General features: G+C 71.0%; 22 protein-coding genes. 9 read left to right on the forward strand and 13 right to left on the reverse strand.

Annotated features, from left to right (window positions below):
- Positions 1-498 precede the first annotated feature (498 nt).
- Positions 499-1,965 (reverse strand): carotenoid oxygenase family protein, encoded by a 1,467-nt coding sequence (locus tag ACIRL2_RS46350; protein WP_402241017.1) that lies wholly within the window; start codon positions 1,963-1,965, stop codon positions 499-501.
- On the opposite strand from ACIRL2_RS46350, the gene ACIRL2_RS46355 reads away from it, so the two are divergent.
- Both ACIRL2_RS46355 and ACIRL2_RS46360 read left to right on the forward strand, forming a co-directional pair.
- A complete protein-coding gene (locus ACIRL2_RS46355) occupies positions 1,964-2,371 on the forward strand; it encodes an Lrp/AsnC ligand binding domain-containing protein (RefSeq protein WP_402241019.1) in 408 nt (135 codons plus the stop codon). The two genes, ACIRL2_RS46350 and ACIRL2_RS46355, sit on opposite strands and share 2 nt — an antisense overlap.
- Before the next feature lie 224 nt (positions 2,372-2,595).
- Positions 2,596-3,468 (forward strand): aldo/keto reductase, encoded by an 873-nt coding sequence (locus tag ACIRL2_RS46360; protein ID WP_402241021.1) that lies wholly within the window; start codon positions 2,596-2,598, stop codon positions 3,466-3,468.
- Positions 3,469-3,526: 58 nt separating this feature from the next.
- On the opposite strand, the gene ACIRL2_RS46365 is transcribed toward ACIRL2_RS46360, so the two are convergent.
- Positions 3,527-4,261, reverse strand: coding sequence for a helix-turn-helix domain-containing protein (locus ACIRL2_RS46365; RefSeq protein WP_395872501.1), 735 nt, complete (start codon positions 4,259-4,261; stop codon positions 3,527-3,529).
- Between the two features lie 242 nt (positions 4,262-4,503).
- Here ACIRL2_RS46365 and ACIRL2_RS46370 point away from each other — a divergent pair, with 242 nt between their 5' ends.
- Positions 4,504-5,175: a DUF4097 family beta strand repeat-containing protein gene (locus ACIRL2_RS46370; RefSeq protein WP_395872502.1), complete on the forward strand. Its 672-nt coding sequence runs from the start codon at positions 4,504-4,506 to the stop codon at positions 5,173-5,175.
- 379 nt (positions 5,176-5,554) lie between these two features.
- On the opposite strand, the gene ACIRL2_RS46375 is transcribed toward ACIRL2_RS46370, so the two are convergent.
- The gene (locus tag ACIRL2_RS46375) at positions 5,555-5,995 is read right to left on the reverse strand and encodes a VOC family protein (protein ID WP_395872504.1); all 441 of its coding nucleotides are present in this window, start codon (positions 5,993-5,995) and stop codon (positions 5,555-5,557) included.
- A 315-nt stretch (positions 5,996-6,310) separates the two neighbouring features.
- Here ACIRL2_RS46375 and ACIRL2_RS46380 point away from each other — a divergent pair, with 315 nt between their 5' ends.
- The 5 genes from ACIRL2_RS46380 to ACIRL2_RS46400 all read left to right on the forward strand — a co-directional run bounded on the left by ACIRL2_RS46380 (position 6,311) and on the right by ACIRL2_RS46400 (position 10,591).
- Entirely contained in the window at positions 6,311-6,574 is a 264-nt protein-coding gene (locus tag ACIRL2_RS46380) for a hypothetical protein (protein WP_395872506.1), read from the forward strand.
- Positions 6,571-6,846 (forward strand): DUF4873 domain-containing protein, encoded by a 276-nt coding sequence (locus ACIRL2_RS46385; protein WP_395872508.1) that lies wholly within the window; start codon positions 6,571-6,573, stop codon positions 6,844-6,846. The genes ACIRL2_RS46380 and ACIRL2_RS46385 overlap by 4 nt, the downstream gene beginning before the upstream one ends.
- A 755-nt stretch (positions 6,847-7,601) precedes the next feature.
- On the forward strand, positions 7,602-8,525 hold the full coding sequence (locus ACIRL2_RS46390) for a hypothetical protein (protein WP_402241026.1): 924 nt from the start codon (positions 7,602-7,604) through the stop codon (positions 8,523-8,525).
- Between the two features lie 593 nt (positions 8,526-9,118).
- Complete coding sequence (locus ACIRL2_RS46395) at positions 9,119-10,033, forward strand: alpha/beta fold hydrolase (RefSeq protein WP_402241029.1); 915 nt, start codon at positions 9,119-9,121, stop codon at positions 10,031-10,033.
- Positions 10,034-10,339: 306 nt separating this feature from the next.
- The gene (locus tag ACIRL2_RS46400) at positions 10,340-10,591 is read left to right on the forward strand and encodes a hypothetical protein (protein WP_402241031.1); all 252 of its coding nucleotides are present in this window, start codon (positions 10,340-10,342) and stop codon (positions 10,589-10,591) included.
- A 15-nt stretch (positions 10,592-10,606) separates the two neighbouring features.
- Here ACIRL2_RS46400 and ACIRL2_RS46405 read toward each other — a convergent pair whose 3' ends face one another.
- A complete protein-coding gene (locus tag ACIRL2_RS46405; protein WP_402241034.1) occupies positions 10,607-10,939 on the reverse strand; it encodes an ArsR/SmtB family transcription factor in 333 nt (110 codons plus the stop codon).
- A gap of 124 nt (positions 10,940-11,063) precedes the next feature.
- Between ACIRL2_RS46405 and ACIRL2_RS46410 the strand changes: the two genes are divergently transcribed.
- Positions 11,064-12,281, forward strand: coding sequence for an MFS transporter (locus ACIRL2_RS46410; protein ID WP_402241036.1), 1,218 nt, complete (start codon positions 11,064-11,066; stop codon positions 12,279-12,281).
- 929 nt (positions 12,282-13,210) lie between these two features.
- Here the strand turns inward: ACIRL2_RS46410 and ACIRL2_RS46415 are convergent.
- The 9 genes from ACIRL2_RS46415 to ACIRL2_RS46455 all read right to left on the reverse strand — a co-directional run bounded on the left by ACIRL2_RS46415 (position 13,211) and on the right by ACIRL2_RS46455 (position 20,855).
- Positions 13,211-14,446, reverse strand: coding sequence for an NAD(P)/FAD-dependent oxidoreductase (locus ACIRL2_RS46415; protein WP_402241038.1), 1,236 nt, complete (start codon positions 14,444-14,446; stop codon positions 13,211-13,213).
- Positions 14,447-14,890: 444 nt separating this feature from the next.
- Complete coding sequence (locus tag ACIRL2_RS46420; protein WP_395872522.1) at positions 14,891-15,580, reverse strand: glycosyltransferase; 690 nt, start codon at positions 15,578-15,580, stop codon at positions 14,891-14,893.
- A 35-nt stretch (positions 15,581-15,615) separates the two neighbouring features.
- Complete coding sequence (locus ACIRL2_RS46425; protein WP_395872524.1) at positions 15,616-16,257, reverse strand: class I SAM-dependent methyltransferase; 642 nt, start codon at positions 16,255-16,257, stop codon at positions 15,616-15,618.
- Positions 16,254-17,036, reverse strand: coding sequence for a PIG-L deacetylase family protein (locus ACIRL2_RS46430; protein ID WP_402241041.1), 783 nt, complete (start codon positions 17,034-17,036; stop codon positions 16,254-16,256). Before ACIRL2_RS46430 ends, ACIRL2_RS46425 begins: the two co-directional genes overlap by 4 nt.
- Entirely contained in the window at positions 17,033-18,118 is a 1,086-nt protein-coding gene (locus tag ACIRL2_RS46435) for an acyl-CoA dehydrogenase (protein ID WP_402241043.1), read from the reverse strand. The genes ACIRL2_RS46430 and ACIRL2_RS46435 overlap by 4 nt, the downstream gene beginning before the upstream one ends.
- Positions 18,119-18,476: 358 nt before the next feature.
- Entirely contained in the window at positions 18,477-18,719 is a 243-nt protein-coding gene (locus ACIRL2_RS46440; protein ID WP_395872530.1) for a type II toxin-antitoxin system RelE/ParE family toxin, read from the reverse strand.
- A complete protein-coding gene (locus ACIRL2_RS46445) occupies positions 18,716-19,003 on the reverse strand; it encodes a hypothetical protein (RefSeq protein WP_395872532.1) in 288 nt (95 codons plus the stop codon). The genes ACIRL2_RS46440 and ACIRL2_RS46445 overlap by 4 nt, the downstream gene beginning before the upstream one ends.
- A 377-nt stretch (positions 19,004-19,380) precedes the next feature.
- On the reverse strand, positions 19,381-20,163 hold the full coding sequence (locus ACIRL2_RS46450; protein WP_402241046.1) for a carbon-nitrogen family hydrolase: 783 nt from the start codon (positions 20,161-20,163) through the stop codon (positions 19,381-19,383).
- Entirely contained in the window at positions 20,160-20,855 is a 696-nt protein-coding gene (locus ACIRL2_RS46455) for a GntR family transcriptional regulator (RefSeq protein ID WP_402241048.1), read from the reverse strand. The genes ACIRL2_RS46450 and ACIRL2_RS46455 overlap by 4 nt, the downstream gene beginning before the upstream one ends.
- Between the last annotated feature and the right edge of the window lie 24 nt (positions 20,856-20,879).

Genomic DNA, 20,879 nt, shown 5'->3' on the forward strand with positions numbered 1-20,879 from the left:
GCATGTCCCGCACTCGCGCAACCTCCCACGGCGCGTCCTCCACGGGCCGGTTCGCGCTCGGTTTCCGAAGCATGGCGCGATGGTCCTCGATGACCGCCTCCCGCATCAACCCCCACGCCGCAGCGGCTTGCACCTCCCGGATGCGATCCAGCACGAGTGCCCTCGCCGGCTCACGTGCTTCCTCGCCGCCCCGCTTCACGGCCCCGTCGGGACTGCACCAGTGGTCGAGGGCGATACCCACGGCCGCCCGGTCGTCGCTTTCGAGCAGCGTGCGAAGCTTCGTCGAGCACGCCGTAGACCGTCCGGGCGGCCTTGCCGCGCACCACGTCCGAGTCCGTGCGCGTGAGAGCGTCCAGCAAGAGGTCGGTGTCGCCGGCCTCGACGTGGCGCGCCCCGATCGCGTTCAGGGCGCCGATCTCGGCGGAAGGCATCGGCCGCCGGAGCACCTCCCGCGCGGGCCGGAACCTCGGCCGGTACGCAAGCGTGCGCCTTCGTGCGTCACGTCTCCGGCGGTCCGGCCGGTGTCCAGTTCCCGTGGAGTCCGAGAGGAACACGCGTCGGGATTCGAATGCGCGCCACCGGCCCGGATCCGGGGTCCTCATCCGGAATGACCAGGAGCCAACTCGTGTCTTGGGTAAGGTCGATGGCAAAGGTCAGCCAGTGGCCGTACGCAGCCGTCTCGGAGCCGTTGTCGTCCATTCCGTTGTCGCGCCCGGCAGGCGCGTAGACCGGTTCGCCGACCGAAAGGTCGCTGTCCGACCACGTCGTGGCGGTGATGGGGCCATCGGATCGGTCGGTGTCGTACCAGCGCAACGCGTCGTGCTCGCCGTGGGGCAGATCGATGCGGCCACTCCTCGAGGCGAGTGCGACCCGGCGGTGGCGACGGCCGATGAGACGGTCGTCCACTCGGGGGAATTCGACGGAGACGTCGTCGAGTCGGGTGCGCCGCATGGTGCCTGCGGCGGGATTCAGTATCGCGCGGGTCAGCCCTCCATGGTTGGGCGTGCGTGGGGCGTTCGGGTCCTCGATCAGCGATAGGCGATCCCATTGCACGTAGTCGAGCACGACGTCCCCGTGCGGGTCGACGTCGTGGGCGTTGACGGTGTGCCACACCCAGAACGCGTCGTCCTCGGCCCATCGCACCGGTCCGCCGTCGCGCGGGATCAGGGCGACCCGGGTGCCCCGCTCCGGACGCCAGGCGATCATCGAGCCGCCGCTCATGGCGGCGTCCATGTCGAAGAACACCGGGGCGAGCACGAGTACCAAAAATCTTGCGGTCAGCGCCATGTCGTGGATCATCACCGGTTCGTCGACCCCCGGGACGGGAGTCGGGCCGCGAGCGACGGTTCCGTCGCGGGCCACGATGGACCAGGTCAGGAACGGCGGCTCCAGCGCGTAGCAGAAAACCGCCATCTCCCCCGTCGTCGGGTCGATCTTGGGATGCGCGGTGATCCCGGCCGGCAACGCCCCCTCGAACGTCTCCCGACCGATGGTCTCCAGGTCCGGCGTCATCCGGAACGGGCACGCGGACTCGGCGAGCGCGAGCAGGCGTCCCGCATGGCGGACGACATTGATGTCCGGCAGGTCGCGGAAAGTACCCACGAGCGGTGCCGGGACGTCGGGCTCCCGGGGCAGGATCATCGATTCGATACCACCCCACAGGGCGCGGCCCGCGCGTTCCTCCGCCAGGAGCGCCAGCGTACGCACGAACCGATTGCGGTAGCGGGCCTTTCCGCCCGACAGCCACACGCCGTGCAGCATGCCGTCGCCGTCGATGGGATACAGGTACGAGCCGATGGGGGTGAACCGGGGATTGGGCCCGTTGCGCAGGAACATTCCGTCCAGACCGCTCGGAAGTTCACCCCGGATCTCCAGGTCCGGCGCGTCGATCTCCTCGATCACCGGTGCGAATCGTCCCGACAGATACGGATTGCGCGTCGGATCAAAGTCCGGGCCGGGTCGCATGACCAAATCACCTCCAGAGGGCCCCGCTCAACTCCCTCCCCACAGAAAGCACGCACCGTCGCGCGCGGCATCCCGCTTGTTACAGTTTGCCCCGATCGGCGTCCGCAAATCGACGAGCGCGAGGCGTCTCTGCGACCCCGATGCCCCGGTACGGCGATCCGTCCCGACGTCGACGCCGAAACGAAGCACGAGTGCGCATCGGCCTCCACCCTCGGATGCACACGTCCGGGGACGCAGCCGACGGCGCGGCTTCGAGCAGGCCCTGGTCGCCGTCCCGCACGTCATCCAAACCCAGCGCCCGTTCGGTGAACCCGCTTACCTCCTGCGCGTGGCGACCACCGACCCGGGCGCCTTCCAGCGGCTCTACGACCGGCAACTCGCCAAGTTGCCGGGGGTCCAGCGCTGACCTCCACCATCGTCATGAAGAAGGTCGAAGAACGTCGAAGAACGTCGTCGACGCCCGCCCGCTGCCGCGCTAAGGGAACACCGGCGGGAACGCCGACGGGCGGCGACGCCTCCGCCGTGCCCACCGTGCGTCGCGGAAGCCGGCGGCGTCTCACTTTCCGATGACTGTCGTACGCCCCTCGAATGGGGTTGTCCCCCGGTGCCCCATCGGGAAGGCTGTGGCCAATGACCTCCCATCCGCCCGGCACGGCCGGCACGGCAACCACCACCTTCTCCGTCGGAGGCGAATTCCCGGTATCCCGGGTCGGGTTCGGCGCCATGCGCCTGTCGACCGACCCCGGCCCCGAACGCGACGCCGCCATCGCGGTGGCCCGACATGCCGTGGAGGCGGGTGTCACTCTGATCGACACCGCCCACCTCTACGGCTGGGGAGCCAACGAGGAACTCCTCGCCGAGGCCCTCCATCCGTACCCGGACGACCTGCTGATCACCACCAAGGTCGGCGTCACCCGGACCGGCCCCGAGGGGTGGGCGTACGACGCACGGCCCGAGAGCCTGCGCGAGCAGGTCGAGCAGGGCCTGCGCCGACTCCGGATCGAACGCGTCGGCCTGCTCCAACTACACCGGATCGACCCGGATGTTCCCTTGGCCGAGCAGATCGGTGCGCTCCACGAGCTCCGCCAAGAGGGCAAGATCGGCCATATCGGCCTGTCCGAGGTCACCGCCGCACAACTCGCCGAGGCCCGACAGACCACCGAGATCGCAAGCGTGCAGAACCGCTACAACCTCCTCGAGCGGGAGTACGAACCCGTTCTGGACGCCTGCGAAGCCGCCGGGATCGCCTTTCTCCCCTGGCGCCCCGTGGCCGCAGCGACGCCCGGGCCGGCAGCCGCGCTCGATGCCGTCGCCGCCGAACTCGACGCCACCACGCCCCAGGTCCTGCTCGCCTGGCTGCTCGCCCGCTCCCCCGTCGTTCTGCCGATCCCCGGAACGAGTTCGACCGCCCATCTCGACGAGAATCTCGCCGCGGCGGACTTCCGCTTGACCGAGTCCCAGCGCAAGCGCCTCGACGAAACGGCTTCCCGCCCGGTGACCTGAACGGACGCCGCCGGTCGCGAGCGTCGAGACCAGTGTCCTTCCGCGATCGGAACGTGGCTCAGGCAGTGCCGTCCGGGGCCGATTCGGGTTTCGTGTGGAGGACCTCGCGGGCCTGCTCCGCGGCGCGGGCGATGCTCTCGGAGACGAAGTCGACGAAGCGGCCGATGTTTTCGAGGCGCGTGGCGGCGGGGGTTCCGGCACCGAGAACGTCGACACCCTGGCGTGCGACGTCGCCGAGGTGGGCGGTGGAGCGGGCACTGGCCATCATCGACTGGTACCAGACGTCGTCGTCGACGAAGTAGCGCTCGCGCCGGCGTTCGTCGCGCTCGCGGCGGACGAGGCCCTGGCTCTCCAGGAACGCGATCGCCTTGGACACGGACGCCGGACTGACCTGGAGGCGCCGGACGAGGTCGGACGCGGTGAGGCTGCCCGCGTCGGTGGTGTAGAGACACACCAGGACCCGGGACATCATCCTGGCCAGGCCCGACTGCACGAGCACGGTGGTGAACACCTCCTCGTACTCGCGCACGGCCTCGGCATCGCGCCCGTGCGCCTGCGGGGGCGCCTCCGACCCCGGATGAGCGGCCTGCCCGCGCCGGCGGGCGCGCCGTTCGGTGGCGCGGTGGGCCACGTCGGCGCGATAGGCGGTGGGGCCGCCGTTGCGCATCACCTCGCGGGTGATCGTCGAGGTCGGACGGTCCAGCCCCCTGGCGATCTCGGCATAGGCGAGGCCGTCGGCCAGGCCCAGCGCGATCTGCCGACGTTCCTGCTGGGTGAGCCTGCCTCCCGGCATCGCGGTCTCCTTCATGCTCGGTGGGGCCTCACGCTAGCGTTCACTCTCAATTTATTGCAACGAGCAAAGCAGAGGTCGTTGCATTATCCACACAACCATTGCAACGATTAGCCCGCCTTGACCTGCATATATGTCGATTTTATGCAACGACCGGATTGCCGATCCAATGAACGCAACGTAGCTTTTCCCTCATCGGAAACAGCGGGCCGCAAGGGGCCACGCTGCACCGGAAGGAGAGCACGATGCAGAAGTTCGACACCCCCACCCCCGTCACCGCCGTCCTGGACATCCCCGCGGGACGCATCCGCTTCATCGCCGCCGACCGGACCGACACCACGGTCGAGATCCTGCCCGCGGACGCCTCGAAGGCCCGCGACCTGAAGGCGGTCGAGCAGACCACCGTCGAATACGACGGCGGCGTCCTGCGGATCGAGGCCGCATCGGCGACGAACCGGATCCTCGGCGCCTCCGGCTCCGTCGAGGTCACCGTCCGGCTGCCCACCGGCTCCCGCATCGACGCGAAGGCCGCCGCCGCCGACCTCCGCGGCGTCGGTCGCCTCGGGGACGTCACCTTCGAGGGCGCTCAGGGCACCGTCAAACTCGACGAAACCGCGACCGCCCGCCTCACCCTCCAGGCCGGCGACGTCTCGGTCGGCCGTCTCGGCGGCCCCGCCGAGATCGACACCCGCAAGGGCGACATCCACATCACCGAGGCCGTCCACGGCGCACTCGCGCTGCGCACCGAGTACGGCGAGGTCTCCGTCGGCGCCGCCCGCGGAGTCTCCGCCACCCTGGACGCCGGCACCACTCACGGTCGCATCCACAACACCCTCAAGAACCCCGACGGCGCCACCGCCGGCCTCGACATCCACGCCACCACCGCCTACGGCAACATCACCGCGCGCAGCCTGTGACAAGCACCCACCACGACCGACCCGACCGTCGCCGCGCGGGGGCTGCGCAAGCCCCCGCGGCGACAGCGTCGTCCTCGACCTCGCCGCGTCCGCAGCGGTACCCGAAAACGAAGAAGGGCGCCCCTCCCGATGCGGGAACGGCGCCACGAAACGTCGAAGGTCGGTGAGGGTGGCCGCCTCACGGCGGAAGGCACACCGTGGCTCCAGCCGAACGGTAGTCCACGGAGGCAATGGTTGGGCCCGGGGGCACACCCTCACCGACCTCCACCACAACCGACACCACCCCGGGATCATTCCCAGTGCCGAGTCGCACCCGCAGGGCCCGACGCGGCGCGGGTGCCGGGACGGTCTTTTGGGCGCAAGGTCCCTCCGGCACCCTTCAGCCGAGTTCCTCGGCCAGTCCGACGATGATGCCCTCGGGACCGCGGACGTAGCAGAGCAGATAGCTGTCCTCGAACCGCGACACCTCGCCGACGAGTTCGGCACCGTGAGTGCGCAGTCGGGCGACGACGTCCTCGATGTCGTCGACGGCGAACATGATGCGACGAATGCCCAGCGTGTTCACCGGCGGCTGCTTCGGCTCGGCGCCGATCGCCTTCGGCGTGTGGAACATCGCCAACTCCACGCGGCCATGGCCGTCCGGTGTCCGCAACATCGCGATCTCCTGTCGGGCGCCCTCGAGCCCGATGATGCGGTCCACCCAACTTCCCTCGTGTGGCGCCCTGCCCTCCAGTTCCATGCCGAGTTCGACGAAGAACGCAATGACAGCGTCGAGGTCCTCGACAACGATGAGAACGTTGTCCATCCGCTTGATCGTCATGCCGAGTCTCCTTGGCGTGGTGGGGGCCGGATTGGCCCTCCACCCTGAGACGGGGCCGCCGGCCCTTTCTCGACATCCTCTGCCGCATCTTCTTCGAGAACCTCGCGGCGCGGGGACGCTCGTCACGCGCCGACCGTCCCAACTCGGGCGAAAGCAGCGCAGATCAAGATGGACGATCTGCACACGCGAATTCCGACGACACGCCGCCACGTCCAGCCCGCGACATCACGGGACAACCGTATGGTTGTAAATGGCCTTCCCTGAAGCCCGCCCGGTTCGCCGGCGGTATTCGGCGGGCCGACGCAGACTCGAAGGATGGAGATCCACCAGGCCCACGGATACGTCACGATCCCCGGTCGCGGGGACGCCGAGGTGACGCTCGACCTGTTCGACTGGCCGGTCGACGGCGATACCCTCCCCCGCACCTGGAGCGCGATCATCGACGACGGCCCGATCATGGACGCCGGTACCCACGGCGTCCTGCACCTGGACACCGAACCCACCACCCTCGGCCACCCCTTCGTCGTCGCCGCCGGCGGGGACCACGTCTCGCAGATCATCGGACACGGGGCATCGTGACCGGGAGTTCACGAGCCCAGGACCACTACGACGGGCCCGCCATCGTCGCCGCCGACGGCGCGAGCATCCCGGTCGAGGCCCACCTGCGCCTGGGCGCGGACGGTGCCTGGCACGGACGGGTGTGGACCGACGACCCCTCCGTCGACCTCGACCGGATCACCTCGGCCCGCATCCGCCTCCTGCGTGTGGACCAACGCGCGGCGAGTTTCACCGTCGACCGCGTCCTGGACCACCACGCCCACATCACCGGCACCGGCGTCCCGCCCTTCTGACCACACATGTGCGACCACCGACCCCGGTCGGCGCGGGCAGCGTGCCATGCGGCTCGTCGATCACGGGGAGTCCCGGTCGGATCACCGAGTGGATCCACCTTTTGCGCTCCCGTCCACCCGACCCGGCCGACCCATCGCCCGAGACCCGGGCAAAATGATCACGATCGGCTGCGGCACAACCCCGCCACCGGCGTCGGGCACCTGAGCGGGGTAGTGCGACTTGGCGTCGCGCGAGACGATCAGGTCGCCGACGTGGACGGTACAGCCGACTTCGCCGCCGGCCGCAGCGACCCGTCGGCAACACTTCGTCCGGTGTCTTCCTGAGACTGGGGTGTGCACTCGACTGCCGGCGCCGCTTCTCACGGCCGGCCGGCGACGCTCCTGCCCGGTAGCACCCAGTGCCGACCCATCGAAAGCCGGCTCGCCCGCGGTCACACGAAACGCCAAAAGATCATCATCTTCTATGATCGTCCGACTCATAATTGAAGGCAGGCTACTCTCCGGGGGGAGAAATGACGGAAGAGCCTGGTTTGGGCAAGCGATTGCGACGCAGATTCCGCCCGTCGCCGGAGCGCACGTCGCAACCGCAGTCGCAGTCTCCCGCTCCACAGCCGAACGTCCGGAACCCGTGGATCACCCGGGACACGGCAGCGACGAAGGCGTCGAGTGCGCCTGTCGGCCCACCGGTTTCGTACAGCGACCGAGCCGCTCCCATCCCTTACAACCACGGGTCCGACGGGATCACTCCGGAGAGCGTGCACTTCCAGAAGGTTCTGCATGCCTACGACACCAAGTGGCTGTCCTTCGACGTCACCAGATCCATGGGCGAGTTGGGGACGCCGCTCGGCAAGCCGACGGCCAACTTCAAGCAAATGGACCTGTTGACCGCCAAGGAGGCCGCAATCGTCATGTTGCACTCCCGAATGGTCTTGCCGAAGTACGGCTTCCGGCGCATGGGCGTGATGCACATGGGCCCCAACGACGGCTATGCCTTCGCCGATGACCATGGCGGCGTGCAGTTCAACGCCAAATACTTTGGGCCGGGGCAGCGGAACACGCTGCTGAACCAGTTGCAAACGACCCACACCAAAGGGGTGGTGCTCGGCGGCGGGGAGTTCGGGGGCGCCATGGTGGTCTACCACGAGGGCCAACATACCGGCGCGCGCGAGGCGGCGTTTCTTCACGACAAGAACGAGAAGGGCGCTCTCGCCGGGTTGTTCAAGGGTCTCACGCGAGATCCCGAAATCATCGGCAGCTTGGGCAGCCATGCGGGAAGGAACTACGGGGAACGCTGGGCAATGGGCTCGACGATGGTTGCGTTCCACGGCACCCAGGCCCCTCGGGTGGCTCAGGAGATATGGGCTCAAGGAGTGGCGATGAACGCCGACAACTGGGGCGACATCGACCGCCAGGCAGCTAATCTGCGGCGCAGTCTCGATACTCTCTACGCCCACACGGACCCCGCGACCGGTCTGGCATTGAAACCGGAGGAGGCCGAGCTCCGCAAGACCAGAATCGCGGCGTCCCTGGGCTTCGGCCGACCGTGGACTCCGGGGCAACCGCTTCCGGACCTCAATCCGGCCGTGCACGGCATCAACGCGCGGCCCCAGCAGGAGCGTGCGCACATCGCCCCGGTGATATTTGGGCGGGAGAGCACCCCCGGCAACGGCGGTTTCTAGGAGTCGAGCGGCCCTGGTGGCCGTGACTCCCCGGACGGGAACGGGGCCGACACTCTCACCGAGTCCCCGCGTACTTGGCCAGGCGGCAGGCCACCCTGGAGGTCGCCCTCCGGCCGGTGGTCGAAGGCCGCGGACTCACCCCTCCCGAGCCCTTGGCTGAAATCCCTGTACTCAGGGCGGCGTCGAGCGCGTCCTCCGGTTGGCTTCCCACGAGATCACCTTGCCAGAACCGCAAGTTCTCGTGCCGTATCCGATGGTCCTGACAAGACTGAGCGTGTCCCGACGCAAGGAACCTCAGTGAACCGCACCGGCATCCCGACCCCGATGATCGACCCCGCGGGAAGTCCTCCGCGGGTATCGATCCGCCCCCGGCGACGCGGGCGTTCGTCGAGCGCTCGGCATTCATCGGGGCGAAGTCACCGACTGCCAGGCGATGTTCCCGAACCGACCGGCTCCCACACCGGCCGGCCGGACATCCGCCACGGATCGATCAACGCGACCGGACGCCGACTGCACCGCCCCCTCCAGGACAGGAACAGATGATTCCCGCATCACGATCACCAGCGCAGCACGCCCTCCGATCGGCGCGGACGATGGCGACCGTCATCCTCGCCTTCCTCCTGACGATCGGTGCCGCCGCCTGCAGCGCACAGACCGACGACGACATCCCGTCCTACGCCGCCGCCACCCGAAACGACCCGAAGTTCACGAGCAGGTTCCAACACAAGTTCGCCGACGTCGACAACGTCCGGATGCACTACGTGACCGGCGGAAGTGGCCCGCCGGTGGTACTGATACACGGCTGGCCACAGACCTGGTTCGGTTGGTGGCCGGTCATGCCGGCGCTCGCCGAGCACCACACCGTCTACGCGGTCGACCTTCCGGGACTGGGCGACAGCACCGGCTCCCCGACCGGCTACGACAAAGCCACCCTGGCGCGCTACGTCCACACCCTTGTCACCGATCGGCTCGGCGTACGCGACGCCCGGGTCGTCGGACACGACTTCGGCGCCGCGGTGGCATTCCAGTACGCCGCCCAATTCCCCGCCGACACCGCACGCCTCGGATACCTCGACCTACCGCTCCCCGGCCCCGCGGTCGACGCGCCCACATACCGCTCACTGAGCTGGCACATCGCCTTCCACTCCCAACGCCGGGTCCCCGAAACCGTGGTCGGCGACGACGTCCGCGCATACCTCGCGCTGTTCTACCCCCAAGTCTCCTTCGGCGGAACGGCGTTCGGCGGCACCTCGGATCGCTCCCCGTTCACCGACGCCGAAATCGACGAGTACGCGCGGACCTACCGCCGGCCCGAGGCCCTGTCCGGCGGCTTCGAGCTCTACCGCGCCCTCGACAAGGACGTCCGCGACACCACGGCCGCGGCACCGGTACACATTCCGACCCTGCTGATGACCGCCCAGGGTCAACTCGACCCGATCCGAGCCACCGCGGCCCCACGCATCACCAACATCGTGCAAGCGGTGGACGTACCGAACGCGGGCCACTGACTCGTCGAGGAGAACCCACAGTTCGTCACCACGGAACTGCTCCGCTTCCTCGACGGATGACCTCCCACCCCAATCCCGGCGCGGGGTGCCACACCCAACCCCGCGCCGCGGTCGGGTTGGTCCGGGCGGATGACATCGGTGCCGGAATCGCGTCGGGGGGTTCGCCCGTGGAGGGGCGGAGTTCGCCGAGGTTCGGCGGAATGCCGGCCATGCGGCGCATCACCCGGCGGGATCGCGACTGATGCGCACCCTGCCGTTCGGCGTCGGCCAATCGCCGCCGGCCGCCCCGCTGCCCCGCTGCCCCGGATGGACGCCCCGGCCACAAGGACCGCCGCCACCGCGCCCAAGGCCACCCCGCCGTACTTCGTCAACGAGGAGGAGGTGCCGCAGACCGGCACCGGGATCACCGTGGCCTACAACCGCACGCACTGTCAGGACGGTCGGGTCGCGCTCCGGCTCGCCACCCGCCGCAGCCCCGGCCGCACCGAGGCTTCCAGCGGCCCGTCCTTCGACGTCCTCACCGACACGGACCCGCCTGCGGGCTCGACGACCGGGTAGGCACGATCGCGCCGGTCAGCCCTCCCCGGCCGGCTGCGTGCGGCAGGATCCTTCGAGAACCGCGTCGAGCAGGCCGGGGAACAGTGCGTCGAGGTCGTCGCGGCGCAGTCGCACCAGCCGGGATCGGCCCACGACGGTTGTCCAGGTGACGCCCGCCTCGCGCAGCACCCGGTAGTGGTGGGACAGCGTCGTCTGGTGCACATCCAGGTCGCTGCCGATGGCATTGCAGCTCTCCTCGCCGGTCACGGCGAGCCGTTGCACGATCTCCAGCCGCACCGGATCGGCCAGCGCTCGCAGCACCTCCACCATCCGGATCGCGCCGGTCGCAGGTTGGGACACCTCACGCATCGCTTCACTCCGTCCGTGGCGAGCTCTCAGCCTACCCACTCATTGATATATGGACAAGCATCCATGTATTGCATACAGTGCCGATCACCCACCTCCGTGATGCTCCGGAAAGGCGGCACGATCCATGCTGAGACGACTGTTTCCCCTTGCCCTGGCGACGTTCGCCGTCGGCACCGACGGTTACGTCATCGCCGGCCTGCTCCCCTCCATCGCCGCCGATCTGGGCGTGTCCACCCCGGCAGCCGGCCAACTGGTGACGGTGTTCGCGCTGGTACTGGCCCTGTCGGCACCGGTCATGGGCGCCCTCATCAGCGGCCTGAGTCGGCGGTCGGCGCTGCTGATCGCCCTGGGCGTGTTCGTGGTCGGCAACGCCGTCACCGCGCTGGCGACCAGCTACGAGGTGGTGATGGCCGCCCGCGTCGTCACCGCCGTGGGCGCGGGCATCATCACCGCCGCGGCCTCGAGCACCGCGGCCGCCATCGCCCCACCGGAACACCGGGGCCGGGCACTGGCCCTCGTACTGGGCGGCCTGACGTCGGCAACCGCGCTGGGACTGCCGCTCGGCACGCTGATCGGCCGCGCCGACTGGCACCTCACCCTGTGGGCCGTCGCCGGGATCGGCCTGCTGGCCGCCGTCGGCATCGCCCTCGGTCTGCCCGACGTGACGCTCCCCGCCGCCTCCCTGCCCGACCGCGTGCGCCCCCTCGCGCAGGGCCGCGTCCTGGCCCTGTTGGCGGTCACCACACTGGCCTTCCTCGCCACTTACACGCTCTACACCTACATCGGCCCCACCCTGCGCGACGCCACCGACGGCGACGAATCGCTGCCGACCCTGATTCTGTTGGCCTGGGGCGTCGGTACGCTCGCCGGGAACATCACCGCCGGACGCCTGGTCGACCGCCACGACCCCGCCCGTGTCCTCACCGCCGCCCTCGCTCTCGCCGCCCTCGTCCTGGCGTTGACCCCGCTCGCCACCCGCGCCCTCGCACCCACCCTGCTCTGGGCGGCCCTGTGGGGCGCGAGCGTCGGCGTCGTCGTCGTCCCACAACAGCACCGACTCATCGCCCTCGGCCCCGCCGCCGCCCCGATCCTGCTGGGCCTCAACTCCTCCGCCCTCTATCTCGGCGTCGCCCTCGGCGGCGGCCTCGGCGGGCTGGCCCAGGAGTGGCTGGACCTCACCCCGGCCCAACTGGGGCCGGTGGCCGCGGGCGTCACCGCCGTGACGCTCCTCTGCCACCTGGGAACCGCACGCCACCCCGCGGGGGTTGGCCCCCGCGACACCCGCGCCGACCACGGCCGAGCCGAAACCGTCGAAGGCGTGACATCGAAGACAGCCCCGTAGGAACCCCCGGAAACGGCCTCGGGAACACCCCGTCGTCGGCATTCGAGACGCCACGAGCTCGCGGTCGGAGACAGGTTGCGACTGCGACCGTCACCGTACGAGGGACCCGCCCGGTCGGCCGGGCGGGTCCCTCGTACGGATCGACGTCGGGACTCAGGCCCTTCGACCGCTGAGGTAGGCGTCGATCGCCTGCCTCGGTTCCTCGCGGGTACACACCCAGTGGCCCACGGTGTCCACCGTGACCAGGTTCGTCTTCGGGAAGGCGCGGCCATGCGGCGGGCACCCGGCAGCGGGGGAGCCGGGTCGTGGGTGGCGTTGACCACCAGGACGGGCGGCAGGGCGCCCGGAACGCCGTGCGCTCGGCCCGGGCGGGCAACCGACCGGAGTGGTCTGGTACTGGCGCAGTGTGCCGTCCTGGATCGTCACGAGCATGCCGCATCCGTCGACGCGCCACACGCCGTCCAAGGCGGGCGGTCGAGCCGCGCCGGTGCCGGCGGACGCGGTAGCGCCTGCGGTCGACACCAGCACCGAGGAGGCCGCCGCGACCGCCGAACACGCACTGCGAAATCTGGTCATTCCGTTCCCTTTCATGGAGCGCGGGGCGTGCCCATCGAATCCGGAACGGAGGTGCACCGGAACGGAGTTCGGCGCCGAAGCGGAACTCGGCGCCCGGCCGATCCGCACCCGCGATCTCGCGTCGTCCGCGAACGTGACCACGATCGTGCCCCCATGCGGTCACGCGGCAACCGGGCACCACCAGAGTCGAGGGTGGGCCTGGACCCACGTTCGAGGGTGTGCCAAGGGAATTCGGATCGACCGATGCGACCCCGGCGGGATTAGGCGACGGGATCCTCTGCCACGCGAGTGCCCGAGCCACCGGGGCGGTGCTGCCGCCCGTGGGGACGGAGTCGGCGAGGGCTGCCCGGCGGTCAGTTCGGGAGCAGGGACTCCAGCGGGACCCGGGGGTCGGTCAGGCGGTCCGGGTCGACGGCCGCACCGGAGCGGATGAGGGCCTGGACGGGTTCGACCACGTCCCAGACGTTGACGTTCATGCCGGCCAGGACCCGGCCACCGGACAGCCAGAAGGCGACGAACTCGCGGGCGGCAAGGTCGCCGCGGAAGACGACCCGGTCGTAGCCGTCGGGTTCGACGTAGCCGGTGTACTCCATGCCCAGGTCGTACTGGTCGGTGAAGAAGTACGGCAGCCGGTCGTAGACCGCGTCCTGGCCGAGCATCGCCCGGGCCGCGGTCTGCGGCTGGTTCAGCGCGTTGGCCCAGTGTTCGACTCGGATGTGCCGCCCCAGCAGCGGATGGCGGGCGTTGGCGACGTCGCCCGCGGCGTAGACGTCGGGGGCGGACGTACGCAGGTGCTCGTCGGTGACGATGCCGTTGTCGACCGCGAGCCCCGCTGCTTCGGCCAGGCCGGTGTTGGGGGTGACGCCGATCCCGACCACCACCGCGTCCGCCTCGATCCGGGTGCCGTCCGTGAGCAGGACACCGTCCACCGCGCCGGCGTCGCCGCTGATCTCGGCGACCTCGACGCCGAGGCGAAGGTCGACTCGGTGATCGCGGTGCAGCTCGGCGAAGACCCGGGCCGCCTCCGGGCCGAGTGCCCGCAGCAGCGGCAAGGCCGCGCTTTCGAGCACCGTCACGTCGGCGCCCGCGGCGCGCGCGGCCGCAGCCGCCTCCAGGCCGATCCAGCCGGCACCGATGACGACGATCGCGGCCCCGGGCCGGAACACGGCCTTGAGCCGGTCGCTGTCCGACAACCTGCGCAGGTACGACACCCCGTCCAGGTCCGCGCCGGGAACCCGCAGCCGGCGCGGCGAGGCACCGGTGGCCAGGAGCAGCGCGGCGTAGTCGAGCCGGCTGCCGTCGCCGAGGGTCAGCCGGTGCGCGGCGGGATCGAGCGCGGTCGCCGTCGTGTCCAGACGCAGGTCCACCCCGTGGTCGGCGTACCACCGCTCCGGATGGACGTACGCCTTCTCGCGCTCCTCCTTCCCGAGCAGGTAGCCCTTGGACAGGGGCGGGCGCTCGTACGGGCGCTCCCGCTCGTCGCCGATCAGCACCAGCGGGCCGTCGAAGCCCTGTTCCCGCAGAGTCTGCGCGGCCTTCGCCCCGCCCAGACCCGCTCCGACGATCACATGGGCACGGTTCGCGGTCATGTTCTCTTCCTCCTTTGTCGGGTTTCCGCACCGGTCCGGTCACCGGGACGGGGGCGGAGGCGGGATCGAACGCACGGCTCCCACGACGGCGACCGACACAGTCCGCGGCACCACGCCGCGAAGGCGGGACCGACACAGCGAGTGGACCTCCCGCCGGGGAAATCCGGGAACCGGCCCCGCCATCCTGACCGCCCCGGGCACCCGCCGACGGGTCCGGACGCCCCCGCCGCCCCCCAACCACCCGAACGGCCCAGCACAGCATCCGCGTGGTGGCGGACGACGACATCGAACCGCTTCCCGGGTAAGTCACCGGCGCCGAAGCTCCGATGGGTTTCGGCCGACGATCCGGTCCGCCGTTCGCGTTCGGGTGTGGACGGGCGCCACTCGAGGCGTGGGGTTGGGCGGCGATGGTCGCCGACGGCGGTGGCACGCCCGTCGCAAGGGTCACCGGGGCACCGGGCGGGCGCCGTCGAGATCGAGCAGGTCGTGGCCGAAACCGCGCGGCGCGCGTGGGTCGGTGCGCGCCGAGGTGAGGACGCGCAGGGCGTCGGTGTGCAGTACACGACGGCCCGCCGCCTTCAGTGCTTCGACCAGCGCGCCGTCCTCGCCCACCGCCATCGCCGCGAATCCGCCGACTTCCAGGTACGCGGCGCCGGAGAACCCCAGGTTCGCCCCGTGCACGTGCCGCTTCCTGTCGGCACGGCGGTCGTACCGGGCCTCGAATGCCTCCCGCACGCCCGGTGGGTGCCCGGACCAGTCGCGCACGCGAACGGTTCCGGCGACGGCGTCCCAGCCGTCGCCGGCCCACGCGATCTGTCGGGTCAACCACCGGGCGGGCACCCGGCTGTCGGCGTCGGTGGTCGCCAGCCACATGTCCCGTACGTCGCACCTGTCGCCCAACATCGCCGCGAATCCCGCGGCGCGCGCGACCCCGGCCGCCCCGGCGTCGGTTTCCACCACGTGCGCACCGAACGCGCGGGCGACGTCCGCCGTACGATCACGGCAACGGTCCGCGGTGACCACCGTGGTGACGGGTACGCCCGAGGCGGCGGCGCGCGCGTTGGCGCGAGCGAGCGCCCGCAGGCAGCCCGGGAGTTCGTCCTCCTCGTCGCGTGCGGGCACCACCACGAGCACGCGCCGCACCCGAGGCGGGCGACTGCCGTGGACCCTCAACGCAGTCCCTCGACCGCGGCCGGGGACACGTGCGCGGCGGAGACCGTACCGGGCCGGTCCCGGGTGTCGATCAGCACATCGAGAAGGAAGTCGGGCTCACGATGTTCGACCACGCGTACCAGGTCGGGCAGCGCCCGCACGGCGGCATGCACGTGCTCGGCCGAGTCCACGTGTCCGGGCGCGGGCGGGCGCCAGTGCACCGCGACCACGGTTCCGCCCGGGGCCAGGGACGCGCGGGCCCGGGCCAGGACCAGGTCCCGTTCCGAAGGTTCGAAGTAGTACAGGAACTCGGACAGCACGATCAGATCGAATCCGCCGGGGCGGTCCGGCCATTCCCGGGGCAGGACGAGGCATTCCACCCGGACGTGCGGGAGGTCGGCCGTGCGCGTGCGGGCCTGCGTGACGGCGACCTCGGAGAGATCGCAGGCCAGCAGCCGATCACAACGGTCGGCGAGCAGCCGGGTGAGCACACCGACCGAGCACGCCGGTTCGAACGCGTCGCGGTATCGCGTTCTCGGCAGCGACGCAACCGTGAGCGCGTACTTGCGCCGGTCGTAGGCGCGGTCCGCGAGGCTCCACGGGTCCGCGGCGGCGGCGTACATCGCGTCGAACGCCTTCCTCGGCAATGCCTCGCTCATCGGAACACCACCTCGTAGGGGCGGACGAAGTGCTCGATCTCCTCGGGCGGCAGGATCACCCGATCGTCACGGCCCGGGGCGTGGGGGCGCAGTTGCGTCTCGAAGCACCCGACGGCATCACGTTTGCGCCGTCGCCGTTCGGGGGTCAGGTCCACCCGGACCGCGCGATCCCAGGGGACCCGCGGGTCGTCGGGGCGGGCCCAGTGCCACATCCACACCGGGTACTGGACATGGGCCACGTCGGCGGACGCGCACGCGAGCGCCGCGGCCCGCCCCGCCGCCTCGTGATCGCCGTGGACGTCTCCCGACCACGGGGCGGCGCAGATTCCGAAGCCGGCCACGAGCGCGACGAGGGTGTCCGCGGCCTTCGCCTCGTGCTCGGCGACCCCGGTGTCCGGCAGCCGCAGGCGCACGATCTCGGCGGTCGAGGTCCCCGCCGGCCCGAGCAGGCCCAGGGCTCGTTCCGTCTCCCGGATTCGGCGCGCGCGCAGGAGCGGCGGCGGGATCGGCCCGCCCGGGTGGGACTTCTCGCCGTCGGTGAGCAGCACCACGCGTACGCGCGAACCCGTGTCGAGATGGGCGGCGATCAGGCCGCCGGCGCCCAGGATCTCGTCGTCGGGGTGCGCGGCGACGACCACGAGGCCACCGGCGCGGAACGGACCGGCCACCTCCGAGGGGTCCACGCGGGGCAGGTCGGTCAATGCGCGCCAGGCACGCCACACCCGCTCGGGCGTGCCGGGGGCCTGGATGGGATCTGCGGGCGCGCGCTCGCCGGTCACGAGGTCGCCCCCGGGAGCCGGCCGTCCGCCTCGGTCGACACCGCGGCGGCCCGCAGGGCCCCCAGGCGTGCCAGGTCTCGTTCGGCGTGGTGTTGGCGGATGTACACCGTCAGGTCGGCGACCGCGCGAGCGTGTCGGGCGTCGTGACCCAGCGGCCCGGCGCCCAGTGCCCGCCCGACCCGCTCCAGGACCTCCGCACAGGTGCGCTCGACGACGGCGCGGACCCGCAACGCCCGGACCTGTGCGGCGCCCGACCGGTCCAGGGGATCGGCGTCGATGTCCGCGGCGGCCTGCGCCAGCAGCGTCCGGCCGACGGTCAGGGCGAGGTCGACGCCGCCGAGGTGGGCCAGCCCGTGCTCGTCGAGCCGACCCCTGCCCGCCGCCTCGACGAGTGGTCGGCTCACCGCGCGGGCGCCGCCGAGCCAGCACGCCGCCACGCCGACTCCGCCGTGATGAAAGCCCGGACGGTCGAGGTAGGCGCCCACGTCGCCCACGGGTTCGGCCGGGACCGCGTCCAGTTCGACGTCCAGGGTCTCGCTCGCGGCCATGCCGATCGCCGGCCACGAGTCGGGCAGAACGCGATATCCGGGGGCGCCGACGTCGATGGTGAACAGGCGCGGGCCGTCCGGGGCGTCGGCGGTCACGAGCGCGTGCGTGCACATCAGGGCGCCCGAACACCAGCGTCGGGTCCCGTGCACCCGCCACCGGCCCCGGTCGAGCCGTTCGGCGGTGAGTTTGCTGCCGGGCGGCTCGGCCGCCCACACCCCCCAGCGTGCCCCCGGGGCCGCGACCGCGACGCCGTCGCCGACCTCGGCGATGATCGCGAGAGCATCGGCATGACCCTCCGCCAGCCGCCCCAGGGCGAGGTCCCGTTCGGCCGTGGCGGTGAGCGTCTCCCACCGCTTTCGGGTCGCCCCTCCCCCGGGCGCGTCGAGGCCGGTCGGATACCGGCGGGCGAAGTCGACGAACCAATCCCGCACGTCCTCCCGGTGGAGCCGAGCGATAGTCTCCGCCGACGCCCCGACCTCGAGATCCCGCTCCCGGAGACCGCGCGTATCGGCGCTGATCTTGTCGATACTCATCCCACACCGCTACCCCTCACGCCCATCTGCACGCTCTGTCACACGAGAGCGGCAAGGGCCGAGCCGCCGGGCGGGTGACGAAGTGGTCGCTCCACGGTCTTCGGCACGGTGTGGTGCCGGGTGCCGCTCGGGGGGACCCGCGTCGACGGCGGGGGTGGGTGCCGGTCCGCCGCAGGTCCCGACGGCTGGACCCACACCCCTTCGTCGCCGGGTGCCGCCTCGTCGTCCCGGGCGGCGTGGCTGCCGGACAGGACGCCGAGAGCGCCGACGCACCGGGCGGCGACGGGGCTCGGCGCCGCCGAAGTTCGATCCGTTCGGCGAGGCCGGGTCGGGCGGGCTCCGGGCAGGCGCATACGGATCATTGCGGACCCATGACACGCACGACGGACACGATTCGCGCGTCCTCGTCCGCGTGATAGGTGGCGATACAACCGCCCAGGCGCACCTGACGGTAGTCGCGCTCCCCGAGTGCGATCGATTCCCTGCCGAACGGATCGCCGGCGAGGCGAGCGAGTTCGGTGTCGAAGCGCCGGCGGGGTTCGGACGCGAGATCGTGGACGTCGGCCTGGGCGTCCTTCGCGTATCGCACTCGGAAACTCATCGCCGGGCCTCCTCGTCGGGGTCGTGCAATCCGACGAAGCCCGAGTCGTCGCCGGCTCGCAGGGCTGCGATCAGTGTGTCGTCCTCGGCGATCGCCTCCGGGGGCAGACTCCACCGTGCCGCCACCAGGGGCACATCGACCAGGAGCGCCGACCCGACGCAACGGTCGAAGCCCGCCCGCCGAGCCTCGGGCAGGGCAGCGCGAATATCGTCGAGCGTCGCGGGCAGATCGGTCGACCGTCCGCGGATCCGCGTACGCCACACGGCGCCTGGCTCCGCTTCCATATCCGCTCCTTCCATGGGCATCGAACCGCCGACCGGTCCGGATGTGTTCGTGCCGGGACCGTGATCCGAGACACCGAACGGATGAACATCCGCACGCTCCGGCGCCAGGACTCCGCCTCCTCGAGAACGGTCCGGTTCGCCACGGTCATACCCGGGGCCACCACGACCTCGGCACCACCGGCTTGGTCGTCGATGTGCCGATCCGAGTTGCTTCCGAGTCGGTGGCCGATACCCGGTTCGATCCGGTCACGCACCTCGCCGAGCCGGATGTACGCATGCCTCGTGCAACCGGCTCGATCGAGGCCCCCGCGGGATCAGCGGGCCCCTCGGCGGTCCGCGCTCCGGTCGTCGGTACTTCGCGCCGGTGCCCACGACCGTCACAGCGGCCAACGGCGATCGGCGAGCACCGGGAACTCCGCCCGCACCGTGTCGACCACTGCGGGGTCGACGTCGCAGAAGGTCACGCCCTCCGCGGTGCCGGCCTCCGCGAGCACCTTGCCCCAGGGGTCGACGACCCGGCTGTGGCCGCCGAGTTCGACGCCGCCGTCCTGCGTGCCGACCGCGTTGCACGCGATCACGAGTACCTGCTCCTCCACGGCGCGGCAGGTGGTGAACAGCCGCCAGTGCTCGCGTCGGGCGGCCGGCCATGCGGCCGGTACGATCACCGACTTCGCGCCACGATCGATCAACCCCCGCCACAGTTCGGGGAATCGCAGGTCGTAGCAGGTGGTCGCGCCGATCGGGCCGAGCCCGGTGTCGGCGACCTCCAACGTGTCGCCCGGGGTGAGGAGTTCGGCCTCGCGGCAGGCGTAGCCGAAGACGTGCACCTTGCGGTACGTGTGGGCGATCTCCCCGCCCGGGTCGATCAACACGGCGGTATTGAACAGGCGTCCCCGGTCGTCGCGCTCGACGATGCTGCCGAGGTGCACGTGGGCGCCGAGCCGCCGGGCCCAGCCGCGGGCCGCCGTCACGGTGGGACCGGCCAGGGTCTCGGCCCGCTCGGTGTAGGCGTCGAAGGCGAAGTATCCGGCCGCCCACAACTCCGGCAGCACGACCAGGTCCGCTCCCCGCGCCCGGGTGAGCATCCCGTCGACCCGCTCCCGCCGCTGCTGCGGGGACTCCTCCGGCGGACTGGCAATCTGCAGCAGAGCGATTCTCATGAGCCCTCCTCCCGAGCGGCGAGCCCCGTCCAGTCCGCCATGTCCGGCACGCTCAGGGCAGCCAGCGTGCTCGACAGGTGGGCCGCGACGGCCTGCCCCGCCCGCTCCGCGTCGCCGTCGCGCACCGCGGCAACGATCGCTCCGTGTTCGTCGAGCACGGCCCGGGCCCGGCTCTCGGCACGGACCACCGCGCGCAGCCCCATCCGGATCTGCCGGTCCCGCAACGATTCGTAGAACTCGGCCAGTACGGGGTTGCCGGCCGCCCGCACGATCGTGCGATGGAACACCCGGTCGCAGTCGATGAAGGCGACCGGATCGGCGAGCAGGCCGGCCTGCTCCGCCACCAGGCGCTCCAGCTCGACGGCGAACTCCGCCCCCTGAGCGGCGACCCGCCGGATGGTCCAGTCCTCGACCATCTCCCGGGCCTGCATCACGGCGCGGACCTCGGCATCCGAGATCGGCGGCACGTAGGCGCCCTTCTTCGGCACGATCCGGATGAAACCCTCCGCCTCGAGCCGGAGCAGTGCCTCCCGCACGGGGGTACGCGAGGTCCCCGCCGCCTGCGCGACCTCCGACTCGGTCAGGAACGTGCCGTCGTGCCGCGGCATCTGTGCGATGTGCCGCTTCAGCCAGCGGTAGGTCAGGTCCTGCGCGGAGCCGCGTTGCGGGCCCGCAGCTCGTACACCACTCATGAGCAACATGTATACAAGTGGGGT

The organism is Embleya sp. NPDC127516, assembly GCF_044765325.1.
In the GTDB taxonomy this organism is placed as follows: Bacteria; Actinomycetota; Actinomycetes; order Streptomycetales; family Streptomycetaceae; genus Embleya.